This window comes from Escherichia sp. MOD1-EC7003 (assembly GCF_002965065.1).
In the GTDB taxonomy this organism is placed as follows: Bacteria; Pseudomonadota; Gammaproteobacteria; order Enterobacterales; family Enterobacteriaceae; genus Escherichia.
This window is the reverse complement of record NZ_PTRE01000065.1, coordinates 1-16,038: the sequence shown is the minus strand read 5'-3', so window position 1 is coordinate 16,038 and position 16,038 is coordinate 1. Positions and strand designations below refer to the sequence as shown.

The 16,038-nt window shown below is 51.5% G+C and carries 16 protein-coding genes and 3 pseudogenes; 4 read left to right on the top strand and 15 right to left on the bottom strand.

Annotation, left to right across the window (positions count from 1 at the left end; genetic code table 11):
- Positions 1 to 60: 60 nt before the first annotated feature.
- Positions 61 to 756, bottom strand: a pseudogene (gene pitB / locus A7090_RS12375) (inorganic phosphate transporter PitB); the annotation flags it as partial.
- 288 nt (positions 757 to 1,044) lie between these two features.
- Positions 1,045 to 2,907, bottom strand: a complete 1,863-nt coding sequence (gene gss / locus A7090_RS12365; protein ID WP_105274243.1) for a bifunctional glutathionylspermidine amidase/synthase — start codon at positions 2,905 to 2,907, stop codon at positions 1,045 to 1,047.
- Positions 2,908 to 3,111: 204 nt separating this feature from the next.
- On the opposite strand from gss, the pseudogene A7090_RS12360 reads away from it, so the two are divergent.
- Positions 3,112 to 3,588 (top strand): annotated as a pseudogene (locus tag A7090_RS12360) (glutathione-dependent disulfide-bond oxidoreductase); the annotation flags it as partial.
- Positions 3,589 to 4,014: 426 nt separating this feature from the next.
- Here the strand turns inward: A7090_RS12360 and hybG are convergent.
- The 10 genes and pseudogenes from hybG to A7090_RS12305 form a co-directional block, all read right to left on the bottom strand.
- Positions 4,015 to 4,263, bottom strand: a complete 249-nt coding sequence (gene hybG / locus A7090_RS12355; protein ID WP_105274242.1) for a hydrogenase maturation factor HybG — start codon at positions 4,261 to 4,263, stop codon at positions 4,015 to 4,017.
- A 12-nt stretch (positions 4,264 to 4,275) separates the two neighbouring features.
- Positions 4,276 to 4,617: a hydrogenase maturation nickel metallochaperone HypA gene (gene hypA / locus A7090_RS12350; protein ID WP_105274241.1), complete on the bottom strand. Its 342-nt coding sequence runs from the start codon at positions 4,615 to 4,617 to the stop codon at positions 4,276 to 4,278.
- On the bottom strand, positions 4,610 to 5,098 hold the full coding sequence (gene hybE, locus A7090_RS12345; RefSeq protein WP_000134014.1) for a hydrogenase-2 assembly chaperone: 489 nt from the start codon (positions 5,096 to 5,098) through the stop codon (positions 4,610 to 4,612). The genes hypA and hybE overlap by 8 nt, the downstream gene beginning before the upstream one ends.
- Positions 5,091 to 5,585 carry a HyaD/HybD family hydrogenase maturation endopeptidase gene (locus A7090_RS12340; RefSeq protein WP_105274240.1) on the bottom strand — a complete coding sequence of 165 codons (495 nt, stop codon included), beginning with the start codon at positions 5,583 to 5,585 and terminating at the stop codon, positions 5,091 to 5,093. Before A7090_RS12340 ends, hybE begins: the two co-directional genes overlap by 8 nt.
- Positions 5,585 to 7,288, bottom strand: coding sequence for a hydrogenase 2 large subunit (hybC, locus tag A7090_RS12335; RefSeq protein ID WP_105274239.1), 1,704 nt, complete (start codon positions 7,286 to 7,288; stop codon positions 5,585 to 5,587). Before hybC ends, A7090_RS12340 begins: the two co-directional genes overlap by 1 nt.
- Entirely contained in the window at positions 7,285 to 8,463 is a 1,179-nt protein-coding gene (gene hybB, locus A7090_RS12330) for a Ni/Fe-hydrogenase cytochrome b subunit (protein WP_105274238.1), read from the bottom strand. The genes hybC and hybB overlap by 4 nt, the downstream gene beginning before the upstream one ends.
- The gene (hybA, locus tag A7090_RS12325) at positions 8,453 to 9,439 is read right to left on the bottom strand and encodes a hydrogenase 2 operon protein HybA (RefSeq protein WP_105274237.1); all 987 of its coding nucleotides are present in this window, start codon (positions 9,437 to 9,439) and stop codon (positions 8,453 to 8,455) included. Before hybA ends, hybB begins: the two co-directional genes overlap by 11 nt.
- A 2-nt stretch (positions 9,440 to 9,441) precedes the next feature.
- Positions 9,442 to 10,560: a hydrogenase 2 small subunit gene (gene hybO, locus A7090_RS12320; RefSeq protein ID WP_105274236.1), complete on the bottom strand. Its 1,119-nt coding sequence runs from the start codon at positions 10,558 to 10,560 to the stop codon at positions 9,442 to 9,444.
- A 188-nt stretch (positions 10,561 to 10,748) separates the two neighbouring features.
- Positions 10,749 to 11,036: a DUF2623 family protein YghW gene (yghW, locus tag A7090_RS12310; RefSeq protein ID WP_105274234.1), complete on the bottom strand. Its 288-nt coding sequence runs from the start codon at positions 11,034 to 11,036 to the stop codon at positions 10,749 to 10,751.
- Between the two features lie 118 nt (positions 11,037 to 11,154).
- A pseudogene (locus A7090_RS12305) lies at positions 11,155 to 11,328 on the bottom strand (dienelactone hydrolase family protein); the annotation flags it as partial.
- Between the two features lie 254 nt (positions 11,329 to 11,582).
- Between A7090_RS12305 and gpr the strand changes: the two are divergent.
- On the top strand, positions 11,583 to 12,623 hold the full coding sequence (gene gpr, locus A7090_RS12300) for an L-glyceraldehyde 3-phosphate reductase (protein WP_105274233.1): 1,041 nt from the start codon (positions 11,583 to 11,585) through the stop codon (positions 12,621 to 12,623).
- A gap of 39 nt (positions 12,624 to 12,662) precedes the next feature.
- On the opposite strand, the gene A7090_RS12295 is transcribed toward gpr, so the two are convergent.
- Positions 12,663 to 13,157: a TIGR00645 family protein gene (locus A7090_RS12295; protein WP_000439332.1), complete on the bottom strand. Its 495-nt coding sequence runs from the start codon at positions 13,155 to 13,157 to the stop codon at positions 12,663 to 12,665.
- 190 nt (positions 13,158 to 13,347) lie between these two features.
- Between A7090_RS12295 and yghA the strand changes: the two genes are divergently transcribed.
- Positions 13,348 to 14,232: an NADP(+)-dependent aldehyde reductase gene (gene yghA / locus A7090_RS12290; RefSeq protein ID WP_105274232.1), complete on the top strand. Its 885-nt coding sequence runs from the start codon at positions 13,348 to 13,350 to the stop codon at positions 14,230 to 14,232.
- A gap of 38 nt (positions 14,233 to 14,270) precedes the next feature.
- Here yghA and exbD read toward each other — a convergent pair whose 3' ends face one another.
- On the bottom strand, positions 14,271 to 14,696 hold the full coding sequence (gene exbD, locus A7090_RS12285; RefSeq protein ID WP_001240714.1) for a TonB system transport protein ExbD: 426 nt from the start codon (positions 14,694 to 14,696) through the stop codon (positions 14,271 to 14,273).
- Between the two features lie 6 nt (positions 14,697 to 14,702).
- Entirely contained in the window at positions 14,703 to 15,437 is a 735-nt protein-coding gene (gene exbB, locus A7090_RS12280) for a tol-pal system-associated acyl-CoA thioesterase (protein ID WP_105274231.1), read from the bottom strand.
- A gap of 252 nt (positions 15,438 to 15,689) precedes the next feature.
- On the opposite strand from exbB, the gene A7090_RS12270 reads away from it, so the two are divergent.
- Positions 15,690 to 16,038, top strand: a 349-nt coding sequence (locus A7090_RS12270) for a PLP-dependent transferase (protein ID WP_198599585.1), incomplete at its 3' end; no start/stop codon positions are given.

The window sequence follows — 16,038 nt, the reverse complement described above, 5'->3', positions numbered from 1 at the left end:
GTGGACACCACTTTGTCTAATTCGTCAGATTCTGACCAGACGGTTCAGGCTGTACGCTTACTTCTGCCCGTCGTTCGCACCGTGCGAAAACGCCACGCCCGCAGCAGAAACAATGAGGGCAATACGTGTCCAGAATGGCGGCTTACGTTTGCCTTTTTTCTTTTTGCGATCTTCAGGAATGCGGTGAATACGGTCACGCTTTTTCGTCCCGCTCCAGTAGCGACGCAGCAGGAAAATCAGGCCTCCCGCAATGACCAGGCCGACGATAGGGGAAACAATCAGCGAAGAGAAAATCTTGGTCACTTCACGCAGGTTTAACGCATCCACCACCGATGAGCCGGTTAACAGCGCGTTGGTTAAACCAATGCCAATAATCGCGCCAATCAAGGTGTGCGAACTGGAGGCCGGTAAACCAAAGAACCACGTTCCCAGGTTCCAGATAATCGCCGCCAGCAGCATGGAAAAGACCATCGCCAGACCATGAGTTGACCCCATATTCAAGAGCAAATCGGTGGGCAACATATGGACGATGGCATAGGCAACGCTAAGTCCACCAAGCAATACGCCAAAAAAGTTAAAAAATGCCGCCATCACCACAGCAAGCCGTGGTTGCATGGCACGGGTATAAATAACGGTTGCCACCGCGTTCGCCGTGTCATGAAAACCATTGATTGCTTCGTAGAACAACACAAATGCCAGAGCAAGTAATAACAAAATCCCCGTATATACATCAAGGCCAACAAATAAATTTAGCATATATTAGATTACGCCATTTTGAATTTACGAACGAACGCATTATCAGTGACTTTCACGGCTCGGGCAAAGTGAAATATCATCTTTCAACGATAAAAAGAGTGTTATTTCTTGTGTATCAGACAATAAGCATTCATTCAAAAAACTTAGGCATAATTAAAAAACAGATATTTCTCCGGTTAATATATTCATGTGTAAAATGAATTAATGGCAAAATATATAAATGTTGAATACTTTGATTATTCCCCGTACTGATTATTCTTCATAATCAGTACGGGATTACTACAACATCTATGACTCTTTCACGACAATTAACGGTTCAATATCACTCTCTTTTTTGATGACCAGTGATTCATCGCCGCGCAAGCAAGTACCGCCGTAGTTGCCGCCCACAGTGAAGGTACATACCTGGATGTACTTTCCGTCCACTTTTGGCAGACACCACAACTGCTGGTAGATGTTTTTCTGCTCGGCAAATTTACCACTGGTTTTGTCCAGCACCTCTTCATGATGGCTGACGAGGTCGATATTGCTGCCACAGCGACCGGCAATCGGCTTCACGGCGTAACCCGTTTTCACCAGCTCATCATTAACGGTGAAATCGGTATCCAGCAGGTAACGATGGTGCGGAAACAGCGACCAGAGGATCGGCAGAATCGCTTTGTTGCCGGGGATCACTGTCCACAGCGGCTCAAATACCAGCACTTCCGGACGTAGCAATACGTCGATAAGACGCACTTCATTTTGCGGATGACCGGTACGGATCGGTACTGCTGCAAACTCACGGTCGCTGACTTCACGAATCTGATCAAACGCGGTTTCCCACGCCCAGCTTTTCCATACGCAGTTAACCAGTCTCCCTTCCCCATCAATCAGTTGCCCGGCAGCATCCCAACCCAGTTCATCCAGCCCGCGCAAAATACGCGTTTCAAAGCCCGCCAGTTGCAGCGCCTGCTCCATAAACTGCGCGTGATAGTTCTCCTCGATATCTTTGTCTTGCATGATATGGACAAACGGACGTGCTCGACTGTGTTTCCAGGCACCAGCCAGTTCGTTAATCAACCCTTCTGCCGGATTGAAGCCGTTGCCTTTATAGCCCCGCTCTGCCCAACGTTCGAGGATCAGTCCCGCTTCAGTATGACAGGAGGCAGAATCGGCGTTGTATTCGTAGACTTTCAGGCCACGTTCATCCATGCAGAAATCCATACGACCGGTAATCATATGGTGACGGCGACGCTGCCAGGAAAGACGCAAACGCGGCCAGAGGATTTTCGGAATGTCGAACAGCGCCAGCAGGTTGTCATCTTTCAGCACCTTGTCGGTAGCATGAAGATACATCAGATGTAGCTCGTTGGTTGCTTTAATCAGCTCCTGCTCGGCACTCTCGGTAATGGTGTAATAATGATAGGGATCCTGATTGATCACCTGACCATTAGCCTGCACATAGGCGTTTTGTAGCGGATCTTTTTCATCCAGCCATTTACCGTCAAACTGGCCTTTGTTTTCCAGGCGCGCTCCGCTGATTTTCAGCAAATCACCTGCAATTTCCGGCTGCGGTAAGCTGTATTCGGTATCTTCCGTCTGGATCATCCACCCCAGAATTGTGGTGTCATTGAAGGTGTCTTTGAGAGTGTAGCAGCCGTTTTCGACCACCATCTCCAGCTCGCGCGTCCACTGCTGCCCTTGCGGCAACGGGGAATGAATCACGTTCTGTTCCGCAATACGGACTTTGCTGCCGTGCAATTGGGTAATGATGGCGACATGGCCGGTGTCTTTAAATTCACCGCCTTTATCCCAGATAAGAAGCGCCCCCGCGACTGGTGCACGCAGCGAGCCGTTAGGAAATGCCTGCAATGGCAGGATGTTGTCATTAACCACTTCACGCAGGAAGCGCAGCGAGAAAATCTCCCACGCCATACCCACATCAGTGAAGACCACACCGTAGTTCAGAAAGAGAAAACGGCGAGCAAATTCAACGCATTGCCATTTGTGGCCCATATATTCATCGTCGATATAGCTACGGAATACAGAGTCATCTTCGTATTCCTGCGGATCGAGAGAACTGTAATCTGAAGAGTAGATTGCTACCCCACCTGGGGCGTAGCCCAATAATGTCCCGAACGGGGCATCCTGGCTGGTTGTTCCTTTGCTCATCACTTTACCTTTAACAAGACAACCTAAGCAGTTGGCGTAATTGTTGTGCTCTGATTACCTGCTCAGCGACATTAACCGGACAGAGGTCAGACTCATCATACACCTCATCGCAGCGGCTGGCGCAAAGGGTTAAAAAATTCACATTCTGTACAGCAAGTGACCTGCTACACTGCTTCAACACTACCACTCAGAAGGCAGCTCAGTATGACAGACAATACTTATCAGCCCGCGAAAGTCTGGATGTGGGATAAATCCGCTGCAACTCTATTCACTGGGTACGCCAAACGGTCAAAAAGTGACGATTATGCTTGAGGGGAACTGCTGACACTGGGCGTTACCGGCGCAGAATACGACGCCTGGCTGATTCGCATTGGTGATGGTGATCAATTCTCCAGCGGCTTTGTGGAAGTGAATCCGAACTCGAAGATCCCGGCACTGCGCGATCATACCCATAATCCACCGCTCCGCGTATTTGAGTCAGGATCGATTCTGCTTTATCTGGCTGAGAAATTTGGCTACTTCCTGCCGCAGGATCTGGCGAAGCGTACCGAAACGCTGAACTGGCTGTTCTGGTTACAGGGCGCAGCACCTTTCCTCGGCGGGGGTTTTGGTCACTTTTACCATTACGCACCGGTGAAGATTGAGTACGCCATCAACCGCTTTACTATGGTTGGCGTTCGTCGCAGCAAGCCATCCAGACCGATGTAGGCCGGATAAGGTGTTTACGCCGCATCCGGTAATTGGGCACTATGCCTGATGCGACGCTGTCGCGTCTTATCATGCCTACGAATACCATGCATACCGGATAAAGCACTCACGCCGCATCCGGTAATTGAGCACAATGCCTGATGCGACGCTGTCGCGTCTTATCATGCCTACGAATACCATGCATACCGGATAAAGCACTCACGCCGCATCCGGCTTTAATCATCACTATGGTTGGCGTTCGTCGCAGCAAGCCATCCAGACCGATGTAGGCCGGATAAGGCGTTTACGCCGCATCCGGTAATTGGGCACAATGCCTGATGCGACGCTGTCGCGTCTTATCATGCCTACGAATACCATGCATACCGGATAAAGCACTCACGCCGCATCCGGCTTTAATCATCACGCGCTGGTAATGTCGTAATCCATTTGGCGCAGTGCGTCTAATGTGGCTTTGGCTTCGTCTTCGTCGATGATGCTCATGGCAAATCCGACGTGCACCAGTACCCACTGGCCCAGCAGATCGGCAGGGTTACCTTCGCAAATCAGCGCGATATTCACGTCGCGCTTGATGCCACATACTTCAACCTGCGCAAGCTGGTGAATATCTTCACCGACAGACAGCACCTGACCTGGAACGCCAATACACATTGTTAACTCCGGTTATTCAACTTCAATACTTTTGACGATCAGCGAATCGCCGGTATCGACGCGCAACCGCTCGCCGTGACAGAGCGGGCACTGCGCATCGTGCTGATGAATCTCCACCACCTGGCTGCAATCCCAGCACCAGGCCTGGGCGGGTTTATAGACGATATGTAAATTGCACCCTTGCGCCACCGTTCCCTGGCAGACAATTTCAAAACTAAAACGGACGGCGCTCTCCTCAACACAGGAGAGCGCGCCAATTTCCAGCCACACGGCGGTGACGCGCTTAACATCGTGCTGCTCCGCCTGCCGTTGGATAATTTCAACGGCGCTCTGGCAAAGCGACAACTCATGCATTTTCGCCACTCCTGCGACCAAACAGCAGGGCGCGACGGCCTGCGTGTGGTACATCCGGATTAGTGACTGGCAGCGAAAGGATCATTCGTGCACAGTCATCCGTCAGGCGTTGGCCCTCTTCAATTGACATGCTGTGCGAAAGCGGTGACATCAGCGAGCAGGAGAGGTATTGCGAAACACCGTCCAGTTCGCCAACGGTAAAGGTCATGGTGCCATACGGCAGTTGCAGACCGATTTTTTCACTCACTTTGCGCAGCGGCCAGAGTTGATCCGGGCCGGGGAAGATAACTGCACTCAGCATCCACGGGGTGATTACACACCCCGTCCACTGACCTTCGAACAGCGTAAAGTCAGAAACATACACCGGCATTGAAGGATGCAGAAAAGAGAGATCGTGCATCGAACGCCGGGCAATTTCTTCAAACGCAGCCTGTACTTGCGCCTTCGGGGAGGTCTGGAAACCTGCTATCTCTTCAGTCATGATTCGCCTCTCGTGCGATAGCTTCCACGCCTGATTCGCGTAGCGCAGCCAGAACCTGCTCAAGTGCAGGTTCAATCATCGCTTCGACCGTTGGCGTTAAGCCGATGTGCGGCTCCAGCGATTCCGGGATCACGCCGACCAGCGTCAGCTTTTTCGGAAACTCGCCGGTGAAGCGCAGGGCCGACAATACGTCGGCCAGGCCAAGCTGATGCGGAGAGATTTTGTTGGTAAACAACGCCGGGACTTCTTCATCCCGCAGGATCATCATCGTTCCCGGCGCGTTCTTTTTCGACACAATGGCATCAGCGATAATCAGATGATCGCGATTTGCCATGTCGCCAAGCAGCTCCATTCCCGCCGTTCCACCATCGAGGATCTCAACATAATCCGGCAGAATGTATCGTTGCTCTAAGGCTTCAACAATCCGCACACCGATGGCTTCATCGGTCAGCAAAATATTGCCGACCCCTAAGACTAAAATACGCATTACAGAACCTTCACTGAAACCACTTCGTTGCCGTCGGCATCCACTACGTGTACCGCACAGGCCATACACGGGTCGAAGGAGTGAATAGTACGCACCACTTCCAGCGGTTTATTCGGATCGGCAACCGGTGTCCCCACCAGCGACTGCTCGTAAGGACCAACGTCATCATTGAAGTTACACGGGCCAGAGTTCCAGGTTGATGGAACAACTGCCTGGTAGTTACTAATAATACCGTCTTTGATCACCATCCAGTGAGAGAGCATACCGCGCGGTGCTTCGAGGAAGCCAACGCCTTTGAACTCACCCGTTGCCGGAATGTTCGGCTTCACAAAGGTGGTGTGATCGCCTTTGCCGATCTTGGTGATCAGCGCACTGTATTGATTTTGCAGGATATCCTGCAATTCACAGCAGTGAACGGTACGACCAATAATACGGCCCAGCGTGGAGTGCAGCTGCGCCACTTCCAGCGTGTTGCCAGTCAGTTTCTGATAAATCGCAACGATTTCATTCAGTTTGTTCTGGGTAGACTCGCGACCAGCCGCCAGTTTCACCAGCATGTTAGCCAGCGGACCCACTTCTACCGTTTTGCCGTAGAAAGTCGGTGATTTCACCCAGGAATATTTACCGTCGTCAGACCAACCATCATAAGCCGGAATGGTGGTGCCTTCCCACGGTGCCTGCGGCGCTTCGTCTTTATACCAGGAGTGCTTCGCGCTTTCCTGAATCCCTTTGATCAGGTATTCATCGGAATGAGAAGTGATCGGACGATACGAGGACAGATCCGCATTCTCAATATAGCCGCCCGGGAACAGGAAGCTGCCGTTTTTGCTGTCGGTCGGGAATTCCGGCACGCTCAGGTAGTTCACCGCACCTTTGCCGCGCGTCAGCCATTCTGGGTAGAACGCGGCGATAACGGCGGTATCAACCTTATAAACCTGCTCAACAAAGTCGCTCAGCTTGTCGATGAAAGACTTGATATACATCAGGCGCTCAAGGTTCAGCACGCCCAGACCGTCGAGGTTGATCGGGTTCGCGACACCACCCACAGCAAGGTTCTGAATGTGCGGCGTTTTACCGCCCAGCAGCGCCACCACACGGTTAGCGTCACGCTGGCACTCCAGCGCCTGCAGGTAGTGCGCTACCGCAATCAGGTTCACTTCCGGCGGCAGTTTCATCGCCGGGTGCCCCCAGTAACCATTAGCAAAAATACCCAACTGACCGCTGGCAACCAGATCTTTGATCTTATTCTGAACTTTGGTGAACTCTTCCGGACTGTTCAGATGCCAGGTCGAAACGCCTTTCAGCATTGCGGAGGCTTTCGCCGGATCGGCTTGCAGCGCTGAGGTAATATCCACCCAATCCAGCGCCGAAAGCTGATAGAAATGAACGATATGGTCATGCGTGGTGTGCGCAGCCAGAATGATGTTACGAATGTATTGCGCGTTAACCGGAACGTCGATATTCAGCGCACTCTCTGCCGCACGAACGGAAGACAGCGCGTGAGTGGTAGTACATACGCCACAGATACGTTGCACAATCATCCATGCATCGCGCGGATCGCGGTTTTTCACGATCTCTTCCATGCCGCGCCACATGGTACCGGAAGCCCATGCTTTCGAAACGACGCCATTTTCGATTTCGCAATCGATGCGTAAATGCCCCTCAATACGGGTTACCGGATCAATAGTAATTCTCTGGCTCATGCTTTGCTCGCCTCATGACGATTATGATCGTTTTGTTTTAAAGGAGGAAGTATCGGCAGTAGACGAATGAGTACGATGTAAGCGCAAATCTCAATAGCCACAAAACCAATAGAAATCAACAGTTCTTCCCAAGTCGGGAAGTAGGCATAACCGCCGCCCGGGTTGAATGCCACCAGCGAATAGGTCAGACGCCAGGTTGCACAACCTAACAGCGCGCTCAGTGCTGACAGGAACAGCATGCGGGAATCATTACGCAGCTTCGCCACACGCAGAACGACCAGCGGGAAGAGCATCAGCAGGACTTCAATCCAGAACATCACGGAGTAGAAGTCACCGGCAAACGCTAACGACAGCTTGTCACGATAGATAAGCTCGCCAAAGCGCAGCACGATGAAAATCGCCAGCAACACACTGATGGTATTGGTCAGCTTGACGAACAGGCTCTTTTCATCCGGGCCGTTGCCGCGCAGACCCGCCTGCACCAGCGAACCTTCAAAGATGACAATCGAGAAGCCCATAATGAACGCCGTCAGCAGCGAGAACAGCGGCAACATTTCATAGCTTTGCCACAGCGGATGCACCTTGTAGCCCGCCGAGATCATCAGCGACCCCATTGAAGACTGGTGCATGGTCGGCAGCAGTGCACCGAGCGCGATGATGAAGAACATCACCTTGTTCAAACGTTTGAGCGACACCTTCCAGCCCAGACGTTCAAACACTGCCGGAGCAAACTCCAGTGCCATCACGCCGATGTAGATGGTCATACAGACCGCCGTCTCGAACAGTACCGAGTTCACGTTGAAGTGACCCGGAATGTAGAAGTACGGCAGATTCCAGTAGCGACCCACGTCAATAGTGATCGACAAGCCACCCAGTGAGTAACCAAACAGGCTCGCCAACAGCGCCGGACGCACCAGCGGATGGTATTGCCCACGGTTAAAGACGTATACCGCCCACGCCAGCGCCCAGCCGCCACAGGCGAAGCCTGTGCCAATCAGCAGGTCAAACGCGATCCACACGCCCCACGGGAAGCCGCCGTTCAGGTCAGAGACAGAGCCCAGACCGAACACCAGACGCTTCACGATCAGGAGCATACAGATGACGATTAACGGTCCAAAAATCATGACCGGTTTACTGATGATTTTGCCGCCCAGCGGTTGTGGATCATGACTCATGATCGTCTCCTCCGTCGTGATGGTCGTTTTTGGTGTTGCGACGAACCAGCACGGTTAAGCCCGCCAGCACAGCCAGTGGTAGCATCATGCCTTTATACAGGGTGTGTTGAATATTTTCGGAACGCGCACCGGTAGAAAGATCGTCCAGCTTCGGCAGGTCGAGATTTTCATAAGGAACGCCCGTCAGTACCAGAACCTGAGTACCGCCGCCTTCTTTCTCGCCGTACAGATGCGGATAATATTTCGGCACCGTGTGCAGGTAAGTGTCGCCAGATTTCAGCGTCTGACGCGGATAGTGGTATTCGCTGCCAGGCTTCAGCGCCAGACGTTTTTTCGCCTCAGCCATCAGCTCTTCACGCGTACCAAAAATCACCGCGCCCGCCGGGCATACTTCTACGCAGCCAGGCAGACCGCCCTTATCGAGACGTTCCACACCTTTCTGATTACACAGCTCGCACTTATGCAGCGCACCAAACGGGTTGTTGTAGTCGTACTTCGGCACGTTGTACGGACAGGCGACCATGCAGTAGCGGCAGCCGGTGCACACATCTTTGTCGTAATGAACAATGCCAGTTTTCGGATCTTTTTTCAGCGCAGAGACCGGGCACACAGAGACACAGTTCGGATCGACGCAATGCATACACTGTTTCTTAATGTACGCGTATCCGTTCTCCTCCTGGTCTTTGTTGACACCCGTACCGCTGGTCCACACCTGAATAATGTTATTGGTATACGAAGACAGTTTGTCGTTGTTCGACCAGGTCTGTTCCCCTTGTGGGTTGCGTTCAGGGAAGTTGATATCCTGACACTTGGTGACGCAAGCCTGGCAGCCTACGCACAAGGTCGAGTCATACAACATCCCCAGCGATCCCGGAATTGGCGGGCGGTTTTCAGCAGCCGCATGGCTGACCGAGGGCAACGCGCCCGTCAGCAATGCCCCGCAGGAGGCTGCTTTAATAAAATTACGTCTGTTCACGGTTATTCTCCCCGTGAGTCAGCGTTATCTTTCTTTTGCTGACGACCCAGTTCACGCACCGCCATCACGCTGACACCGGCAACTAGCCCAACCACACCGCCGAGCAACCCAATAGCGCCCGCAGAGACGTTGCCGCCTTCTTTAGCGTTGACATCCGGTTTTTGTGAACGCGGCGTCTGGTTTTCGACGTTGGCAAGCTGATGGATGCCTTTATGGAAGCCGATACCTTCTTCGTTACAGCCATAGCAAGGGTGACCAATCGCCACCGGCCACACGCCGCCAACGTCGCAGAATTGCAGCGTTGAGCAGTTGCCGTAAGTTTCTGGCCCTTTACAGCCGAGGTGATACAGGCACCAGCCTTCGCGGTGGCCTTCATCACCGAACTCTTTGGCAAAACGACCCGCATCGAAGTGCGGGCGACGTTCGCAGTGTTCGTGGATCAGACGACCATAGGCGAAGGTCGGACGGTTTTTGTCATCCAGTTTCGGCGGTTTGCCGTAAGTGATGATGTGCGCAACAGTCGCGAGGAAGTTGTGCGGGTTCGGCGGGCAGCCTGGAATGTTGATAACGGTTTTGCCCGGCAGAACCTCTTGCAGGCTGACTGCACCAGTTGGGTTAACTCCAGCTGCGGCAACACCGCCCCACGCAGAGCAGGAACCGATTGCGATAATAGCTGCTGCGCCTTCTGCCGCTTTGCGGATGTGATCCACAATCGGCTCGCCGGCAACCATGCAATAAATACCGTTATCTTTTAATGGGATGGAACCATCCACCACTAACACATACTGCCCTTTGTACTTCTCGAGAGCGTTATGTTTGTTCTCTTCGACCTGATGGCCGAAGGCGGCAGAAAGTACTTCGTGATACTCCAGAGAGATAGTCTCCAGCACGAGGTTTTCTACCGTTGGATGCGTTGCACGAAGCAGAGCTTCCGTACAACCGGTGCACTCCTGTGCACCAATCCAGATAACTGGCGGACGCTGCGGGTTAGTAACCGATTCGGCCATCTCTGCAGCGGCTTTGCTACTTAACCCCATGGTGGCGGCTAATGCTGCACAAAGCTTCATGAAATCACGGCGGTTAATGCCGTGAGAATGGATGAGGGTGTTATCTCCAGTCATTTATAGTTATTCCGTTGCGAAGACCTGGCATATATTTTGCCCCAATCGCAAAATCAATAATGCGATCGATGCGCCATTTACCACACATTTATTATGGTTATCGATATCATCATACTGCGGCGGGGCGCTAAAACGAAGGGAAGAAGCATTAGTGTAATTAATTAAAGCAAGATAATACGTATGTTTGATCAATTTTCGAGGCGATAACCAGCCATAAAAAAGCGCAACGCAGAACAGGAATTATTCTCACGAAAGAAATCCATTACCATCTCTTTATCCAGTCCATATCGGCGCGTCAGAATACCCGCTTCCCAGGCGCTAAGCTGGCGATCGCCGGTCTTTTCGTACATCCGGTGCGAGTAGCCTAATACAAAACCGCGTTTATAATCGGCGCAGAATTTTGTCACATTAACCGCACCGTCGGCATGCGTTGCTTTTAATCCCGCCATTAAGCCTTTACCAAAATGGTTATTCATCGTTCACCTCATTCTCTATATATTACAATATATAGCGATATTTTAGGCAAAGAACGACGTTTGCGCACGCTATTTTTTCATGCTTGTTTAAGACGTAATCCCGTAAGAGATATCCCCATCAGGAGAGATATTTATCGAACCATTTCAGTGTCCTTTGCCAGGCAAGATCGGCGGCAGATTTGTCATAACGGGGCGTGAAATCATTATGGAATCCGTGATTAACCCCCGGATAGATATACGTCTCATAGACCTTATTATTGGCTTTCAACGCCGCCTCGTAAGCGGACCAGCCTACGGTTCTCATGCACCACCACCACAGCAGCTGTTTTGTCGCTCTTCACCAGATAACCACGGACCTTGCCGTGACCGTTTGGCGGTTAAACACGGCATCGTTACACTCCTCAGTTGGTGTTTTTTTAAGCAACGTATAAGCACGTGTTTTTGCCCAGTTTTTCGTCACTCTGTGAGCCAGACTACGGGATACGCGCTGGCGAATCGCTAAACTAGAAACATTGTTTCGAAATTGAACGGTGGAAAGGAGAGATCATGGTCTGGTTAGCGAATCCCGAACGTTACGGGCAGATGCAGTACCGCTATTGCGGAAAAAGCGGTTTACGCCTGCCCGCGTTATCGCTCGGTTTATGGCACAATTTCGGTCACGTTAACGCGCTGGAATCACAGCGTGCGATTCTGCGCAAAGCTTTTGATTTAGGCATTACGCACTTTGATTTAGCCAACAACTACGGGCCACCTCCAGGAAGCGCAGAAGAGAACTTTGGTCACCTGCTGCGCGAGGATTTTGCCGCTTATCGCGATGAACTGATTATCTCTACCAAAGCTGGCTACGATATGTGGCCCGGCCCGTACGGCTCTGGCGGTTCACGTAAATACCTGCTCGCCAGCCTCGACCAAAGCCTGAAGCGTATGGGACTGGAATATGTCGATATCTTTTACTCTCATCGCGTCGATGAAAATACACCGATGGAAGAAACCGCTTCTGCGCTGGCTCATGCTGTGCAAAGTGGTAAGGCGCTGTATGTTGGGATCTCTTCATACTCGCCAGAGCGGACGCAAAAAATGGTCGAGTTACTGCGCGAATGGAAAATTCCGCTGTTAATTCATCAACCTTCGTACAATTTACTGAACCGCTGGGTGGATAAAAGCGGCCTGCTGGATACCCTGCAAAATAACGGTGTGGGCTGCATTGCCTTCACCCCACTGGCTCAGGGATTGCTGACCGGAAAGTATCTCAACGGTATTCCAGAGGATTCACGGATGTATCGCGAAGGTCATAAAGTTCGTGGCCTGACACCGAAAATGCTCACCGAAGCCAACCTCAACAGCCTGCGGTTATTGAATGAAATGGCCCAGCAGCGCGGTCAGTCGATGGCGCAAATGGCGTTAAGCTGGTTGCTGAAAGATGAGCGAGTGACTTCAGTCTTAATCGGCGCAAGCCGTGCAGAGCAACTGGAAGAGAATGTGCTGGCGCTGAATAATCTGACGTTTAGCGCCGAGGAACTGGCGCAGATTGATCGGCATATCGCCGATGGTGAGCTGAATCTGTGGCAAACGTCTTCCGATAAATAACAAGTTCATACCGGGCGCGAGAACCGCGCCCGCACAAGATCAGTGATTATGACGTGTCAGTCGGTCAAGGTAACCCATCACAAACGCAGAAAGCACAAACGTCAGATGGATAATGACGTACCACATCAGTTTGTTATCAGGGACATTTTTCGCATCCATAAAGACGCGCAGTAAGTGAATGGAAGAGATTGCCACAATCGACGCTGCTACTTTGTTTTTCAGCGACGTTGCATCCATTTTACCCAGCCAGTTCAGCTTCTCTTTGTTCTCGGAAATATCCAGCTGCGAGACGAAATTCTCATAACCGGAAAACATCACCATCACCAGCAAACCGCCAACCAGCGTCATATCCACCAGCGACAGCAATACGAGGATCAAATCAGATTCTGCCATCGAAAAGATATTCGGCAGTACGTGAATAATCTCCTGGAAGAACTTCAGCACCAGAGCAACCAACGCCAGCGAAAGGCCAAAGTACACGGGTGCAAGCAGCCAGCGAGAAGCATACATTGCATTTTCAAGAAAACGTTCCATACATTACTGTCGTGTAGTTAAAACGGGCAACAGTATATCGCAATTGAGCAAACATCGCGCAACAGCAAATAAACATATCCATTAAACCTTTGTCGCATAAATCCGAGGTTTAGGGATTTTCCTGGTTCCCTTATCAACGCATTGAGAGCGTCTACCCTTAGAGGACGTTGAACCTGAAGGGAGAAAAGCGATGTCTCATTTAAAAGACCCGACCACGCAGTATTACACTGGTGAATATCCCAAACAGAAGCAACCGACGCCAGGCATCCAGGCGAAAATGACACCAGTACCGGATTGCGGCGAGAAAACCTATGTTGGTAGCGGTCGTCTGAAAGATCGTAAAGCACTGGTGACAGGGGGCGATTCCGGAATCGGTCGCGCTGCCGCCATCGCTTACGCGCGTGAAGGGGCTGACGTGGCGATCAGTTATCTTCCCGCGGAAGAAGAAGACGCTCAGGATGTAAAAAAGATCATTGAAGAATGCGGACGCAAAGCCGTTCTGCTGCCTGGCGATTTAAGCGATGAGAAGTTTGCCCGTTCGCTGGTTCACGAAGCGCATAAGGCGTTAGGCGGGTTGGATATTATGGCGCTGGTCGCCGGGAAACAGGTTGCCATTCCTGATATTGCAGACCTCACCAGCGAACAGTTTCAAAAGACCTTTGCCATTAACGTTTTCGCGCTGTTCTGGCTCACCCAGGAAGCGATTCCCCTGCTACCGAAAGGCGCCAGTATCATCACCACTTCGTCAATCCAGGCGTACCAGCCAAGCCCGCACTTGCTGGACTATGCTGCAACCAAGGCGGCGATTCTGAACTACAGCCGCGGTCTGGCGAAGCAGATCGCGGAGAAAGGCATTCGGGTAAACATTGTCGCACCAGGCCCTATCTGGACGGCACTGCAAATTTCTGGTGGACAAACGCAGGATAAGATCCCGCAGTTTGGTCAGCAAACGCCAATGAAACGTGCGGGGCAACCGGTGGAACTGGCCCCTGTATATGTTTATCTGGCAAGTCAGGAGTCGAGCTATGTCACCGCAGAAGTGCACGGTGTGTGCGGCGGCGAACATTTAGGTTAAAAAAATGCCCGGTTGTGAAAAGCAACCGGGCATCATTTTTATTTCGCTTTGGCGGTTTCTTCGCCGACCAGACCTATCTTCAGGTAACCCGCCTGATGCAACGTATCCATTACCTTCATCAACGTCTCGTAATCGACGGTTTTATCCGCACGGAAGAAGATAGTGGTGTCTTTCTTACCTTCAGTTAACGCATTCAGCGCTGTAACCATTGTTTCATCGGTGACCGGATCGTTACCGATAAACATCGAGTTGTCTGCCTTTACCGACAGATAAACCGGTTTTTCCGGGCGCGGCTGCGGCGTGCTGGTAGAAGCAGGCAAGTTCACCTTCACATCTACCGTCGCTAACGGCGCCGCCACCATAAAGATAATCAGCAGAACCAACATCACGTCGATAAACGGCGTCACGTTGATATCATGCATTTCGCCGTTATCATCGAGGTTTTCGTTAAGATGCATTGCCATCGGACATTATCCTGCGCGTAATTTTTGTGCGACACGCACCGGATGCGCAGCGGCGCTGGCCTCCAGATCCAGGTCACGGCTTTGCAGCAACAGTACCTGAGCTGCGACATCACCCAACATTGCTTTAAAGCCGCCAATCTGGCGCGCGAATACGTTGTAGATGACGACCGCCGGAATCGCTGCCACCAGGCCGATTGCTGTAGCTAACAGTGCTTCTGCGATACCCGGCGCAACGACTGCCAGGTTAGTGGTCTGTGTTTGCGCAATACCGATAAAGCTGTTCATGATGCCCCAGACCGTACCAAAGAGGCCCACAAACGGTGAAATCGCGCCAATGGTTGCCAGATAGCCGTTACCGCGACCCATTTGACGCCCTACGGCGGCAACCCGACGCTCCAGACGGAAGCTGGTACGCTCTTTAATACCTTCGTTATCGTCGCTGCCTTCTGACAGTTCCAGCTCATTCTGCGCTTCATTGAGTAAATGCAGGCTTAAGCTTTTGCTACTAAAATCAGCGGCGATATCGTTGGCCTGGGTTAAGGAACGCGCTTCAGCCAGCAGTTGCTGCTCGCGCTTAAGGCGACGCTTCTGATTGAAGAACTCTACGCTCTTACTGAAGAAGATTGCCCAGGTGACTACGGAGGCCAAAATAAGCCCAATCATCACGCACTTAACGACAATATCGGCGTGCTGATACATACCCCAGACGGAAAGGTCCGTCTGCATTAAATTATTACCCACTGTGTATCTCCAGGACGCAAGTCACAAAATCTGCGCATAATAATATCAAAACGGCGTCGAATTGATAGTCGTTCTCATTACTATTTGCATACTGCCGTACCTTTGCTTGCTTTTCCTTGCGTTTACGCAGTAAAAAAGTCTCCAGTACGCCATTTGCAAAAATTTTCTGCTTTATGCCAATTCTTCAGGATGCGCCCGTGAATATTCATGCTAGTTTAGACATCCAGACGTATAAAAACAGGAAATTCCGACATGACGGAAAACAAGCTTGATACTCAACTGGTGAATGCAGGCCGCAGCAAAAAATACACTCTCGGCGCGGTAAATAGCGTGATTCAGCGCGCTTCTTCGCTGGTCTTTGACAGTGTGGAAGCGAAAAAGCACGCGACGCGCAATCGCGCCAATGGCGAGTTGTTCTATGGACGGCGCGGAACATTAACCCATTTCTCCTTACAAGAAGCGATGTGCGAACTGGAAGGTGGCGCAGGCTGCGTGTTGTTCCCCTGTGGGGCAGCGGCGGTTGCTAACGCCATTCTTGCTTTTGTCGAACAGGGAGATCATGTGTTGATGACCAACACCGCCTATGAACCGAGTCAGGATT

Coding starts and splice junctions, on each gene's coding strand:
- hybG (WP_105274242.1), bottom strand. CDS start 4,263: ATGTGTATTGGCGTTCCAGGTCAGGTGCTGTCTGTCGGTGAAGATATT.
- exbD (WP_001240714.1), bottom strand. CDS start 14,696: ATGGCAATGCATCTTAACGAAAACCTCGATGATAACGGCGAAATGCAT.
- gss (WP_105274243.1), bottom strand. CDS start 2,907: ATGAGCAAAGGAACAACCAGCCAGGATGCCCCGTTCGGGACATTATTG.
- A7090_RS12340 (WP_105274240.1), bottom strand. CDS start 5,585: ATGCGTATTTTAGTCTTAGGGGTCGGCAATATTTTGCTGACCGATGAA.
- hypA (WP_105274241.1), bottom strand. CDS start 4,617: ATGCATGAGTTGTCGCTTTGCCAGAGCGCCGTTGAAATTATCCAACGG.
- A7090_RS12295 (WP_000439332.1), bottom strand. CDS start 13,157: ATGGAACGTTTTCTTGAAAATGCAATGTATGCTTCTCGCTGGCTGCTT.
- hybE (WP_000134014.1), bottom strand. CDS start 5,098: ATGACTGAAGAGATAGCAGGTTTCCAGACCTCCCCGAAGGCGCAAGTA.
- hybC (WP_105274239.1), bottom strand. CDS start 7,288: ATGAGCCAGAGAATTACTATTGATCCGGTAACCCGTATTGAGGGGCAT.
- yghW (WP_105274234.1), bottom strand. CDS start 11,036: ATGAATAACCATTTTGGTAAAGGCTTAATGGCGGGATTAAAAGCAACG.
- yghA (WP_105274232.1), top strand. CDS start 13,348: ATGTCTCATTTAAAAGACCCGACCACGCAGTATTACACTGGTGAATAT.
- hybB (WP_105274238.1), bottom strand. CDS start 8,463: ATGAGTCATGATCCACAACCGCTGGGCGGCAAAATCATCAGTAAACCG.
- hybO (WP_105274236.1), bottom strand. CDS start 10,560: ATGACTGGAGATAACACCCTCATCCATTCTCACGGCATTAACCGCCGT.
- gpr (WP_105274233.1), top strand. CDS start 11,583: ATGGTCTGGTTAGCGAATCCCGAACGTTACGGGCAGATGCAGTACCGC.